This is a genomic window from Zoogloea sp. (assembly GCF_030157465.1).
GTDB lineage: Bacteria > Pseudomonadota > Gammaproteobacteria > Burkholderiales > Rhodocyclaceae > Zoogloea.
This window is the reverse complement of the sequence record NZ_JAOAUU010000082.1, coordinates 1-3,053: the sequence shown is the minus strand read 5'-3', so window position 1 is coordinate 3,053 and position 3,053 is coordinate 1. Positions and strand designations below refer to the sequence as shown.

The window sequence follows — 3,053 nt, the reverse complement described above, 5'->3', positions numbered from 1 at the left end:
TCCGGCCCCTGCGTCCCGAACGCAGTGCTCTACCAGGCTGAGCTATTCCCCGACGATTCTTCACAGAGGAAGAATTTAAAACAACAAACCGATGAATCCGGTTTGTCTTGCAGATTGATGGTCGGGGAAAGAGGATTCGAACCTCCGGCCCCTGCGTCCCGAACGCAGTGCTCTACCAGGCTGAGCTATTCCCCGACGTCTTACTGCACAACAACAAACTCTTGCTGCCAAAGCAAAGCAGCCACACAAAACATTGAACTTCGACTTTTGTACAGCTGCCGAACATCAATATTTCCGTGCGACTGCGAACTGAGACAATTGTATCAAGGAGTCCTTGAAAACGGAAGGGGGCAACGCATTTAGTGCGTTCAAAGCCAGCTCAGCCTCCGCTTCTGCCGCTTTTTGGGTCGCTTCGATGGCGCCACTGGCACGAATGGCTTCCAGAACTGCCGGAAAATCGTCGCGACCACCGTTTTCGATGGCGCTGCGCACACAAGCGGCATGCTCGGCGCTGCCGTGCTTCATCACATGGATGAGCGGCAGGGTCGGCTTGCCTTCGGCGAGGTCGTCGCCGATGTGCTTGCCGGTATCTGCCTCTTCACCGGAGTAATCGAGAACATCATCGACCAGCTGGAAAGCCGTGCCGATGTGCATGCCAAAGGCTGCCAGGCCCTCTTCGACTTCAGGACTCGCACCGGCCAGGATGCCGCCGAGGCGCGACGCCGCCTCAAAGAGCTTGGCTGTCTTGTAGCGAATCACCCGCAGGTAATCGTCGACTTCCACGTCGGCGTTGTGGCAGTTGAGCAACTGCAGCACTTCACCTTCGGCGATCACGTTGGTGGCGTCGGCAAGCACCTCCATCACCCGCATGCTCTTTACGCCGACCATCATCTGGAAGGCCCGGGTGTAGAGGAAATCCCCCACCAGCACCGAAGCAGCGTTGCCGAACATGGCATTGGCGGTCTTGTTGCCGCGACGCAGGTCGGATTCGTCGACCACATCGTCGTGCAGCAGCGTAGCGGTGTGGATGAACTCCACGACCGCGGCAAGCTCCAGGTGCTGGCTGCCCTGATAGCCGGCCGCACCGGCCGTGAATAGCACCATCGCGGGGCGCATTCGCTTGCCTCCGCTACCGATGATGTATTCGGCTACCTGACGTATAAGGACGACATCGGAATGGAGACGATCCCGAATGACGGCATCGAGCGCCTTCATGTCTTCGGCGATGGGCGCGTAAAGCTGCGAGAGAGACAAGGGACTGCCCAGAATAGTAAAAATGTGATGTTAGGGGCCGCCCGCAATCCCGTCAAGCCGGCTGGATCAAGGCGGAATTTTTAAATCAGGGTATGGAGCCGTCAGGCAGCAGGAGCTCGGGGCGGTCGGAAAAAACACTGCTCACGCCCCATCCGGCCAGACGCCGCGCCTCTTCCGGAGAATTGACGGTGTAGACCATGGTACGCAAACCGGCGTTGTGCACCGCCGCCACATGAGCCGCCTGCAAGTCGCGCCGGCCAAGATTCAGCGACACACAGGCGAGACGACGTGCCGTGGCGAGGGCCTGGGCATCGAAACGCGTAGCCAGGAAGGCCCTCGGCAGCGCCTCCACTTCAAGGGCCGCGGCTTCCAGGGCCTGGGCCGAAAACGACGACAGCAACAAAGGCGGAAGCCCGGCTGAATGTGCAGCAGCCAGAAAACATCCGACACCCCTGCCCGTTTCGACCTCGAAACCCGCAGCCGGCTTGATTTCCAGATTGGCGGAGAGGCCTAGCTGCCGACAGCGCAGCAGTGCGGCCTCCAGGCCCGGAATGGTCTCGCCGCTGAAGGCGGGGTGAAAGCAGCGGCCGACATCGGTCGCCAGCAGTTCATCTGCCGCGAGGCGGGAAACCTGCCCGGGACGGCCGGCGACGCGATCGAGGGTTTCGTCGTGAATCAGCACCGGCACGCCGTCGCCGGACAACATCACGTCGAACTCGACCGCAACACAACCGAGCCGGGCGGCAATACCGAGCCCGGCCAGGGTGTTCTCCGGGGCCAGCGCACCGCCGCAGCGATGCGCAATCAGCCTGGGCCAGCCCCAGCCGGACATGACGCGCGGCCTATTCGACGGTGCGCGAACGGGCCACGGCGGTGTCGAGCGCCAGCTTGGAGGGTTTCTTGTCGTCCCAGACAGACTCGAGTTCTTCCTCTACGATGCGACGTACGACAGCACGCTGCGGGTAGGCACTGGCCTTGGACACCGACGTTACCGGCTTGTGGGTCAGCTGCTGCACCCCGATGCGGATGTTGGCCAGATCGGAGGACAACAGGCGGCTCTCGGAGGCCAGCAGGCCGGCCCGGTTGAGGGGCAGGTAACCGGCATTACGCTGCCATTCGACCTGGCTTTCACCAGTCAGCCAAAAATCGACGAAGCGGGCAACGGCCTTGTACTCGGCCGGCTTCTTGCCAGCGGCAATCCACATGGCGGGGCCATCGGCGAGGGTGTTTTGCGGTGCGCCGTAGTAGTCCTCGTGGTAGGGCAGCGTGGCAACACCAACGTTGAAACCGGCCTGGCGCTGCAGCGTCGGCCAGGCGCCGGAAGCCGCGGTGAGAACAGCGCACTCGCCCTTCGTAAAGTGTTCGATCGCCTCTTCGTCACGACCGAACAGGTGCAGGTAGCGCGCCTTGTACCAGGACGAGAGCATGGCCACGTGCTTGACCGGGAGCATGCCGTTGATGGCGAGGGAGGCCTTCTTGCCTTCGGTGACAACCGGTTCGTTGTGCCAGGCGCTCATGTTCTCGACGAGAATCCAGGCCGGCTGGGTGGTGGTGTAGGGGCAGGACTGGCCGGCAGCAACGAGCTTGCCGAGCGCAGCCTGGAGCTCCTGCCAGGTTTTCGGCGCCTTTTCGGCATCGACACCGGCTTCCTTGAAGGCATCCTTGTTGTAGAACATGACCGGGGTCGAGAGGGCGACCGGCAGCGCGACGAGACGGTTTGCACTGTCGAGCGGGGTCGGCGTCATCATCGACGGTGCCCGCAGGGTGTCCACCTTCACGCCGGCGTCCTTCATCACCTG

Annotated in this window: 3 protein-coding genes and 2 tRNA genes (1 of these 5 running past the window's edge); all 5 read right to left on the bottom strand. The window is 62.0% G+C overall.

Annotated features, from left to right (window positions below; translation table 11 throughout):
* Positions 1-52 (bottom strand) — tRNA-Pro (locus tag Q1W26_RS10950) (it extends 125 nt beyond the left edge of the window).
* Between the two features lie 66 nt (positions 53-118).
* Positions 119-195, bottom strand: a tRNA-Pro gene (locus Q1W26_RS10945).
* A gap of 90 nt (positions 196-285) precedes the next feature.
* On the bottom strand, positions 286-1,215 hold the full coding sequence (gene ispB / locus Q1W26_RS10940) for an octaprenyl diphosphate synthase (protein WP_300439789.1): 930 nt from the start codon (positions 1,213-1,215) through the stop codon (positions 286-288).
* 124 nt (positions 1,216-1,339) lie between these two features.
* Positions 1,340-2,086 carry a glycerophosphodiester phosphodiesterase gene (ugpQ, locus tag Q1W26_RS10935; RefSeq protein WP_300439755.1) on the bottom strand — a complete coding sequence of 249 codons (747 nt, stop codon included), beginning with the start codon at positions 2,084-2,086 and terminating at the stop codon, positions 1,340-1,342.
* A 10-nt stretch (positions 2,087-2,096) separates the two neighbouring features.
* Positions 2,097-3,053 (bottom strand): extracellular solute-binding protein (locus tag Q1W26_RS10930; RefSeq protein ID WP_300439752.1); only part of this gene is annotated, 957 nt, incomplete at its 5' end.

Excerpts from the sequence above, each read along its gene's own strand:
- ispB (WP_300439789.1), bottom strand. The coding sequence starts at position 1,215 with ATGAAGGCGCTCGATGCCGTCATTCGGGATCGTCTCCATTCCGATGTC.
- ugpQ (WP_300439755.1), bottom strand. The coding sequence starts at position 2,086 with ATGTCCGGCTGGGGCTGGCCCAGGCTGATTGCGCATCGCTGCGGCGGT.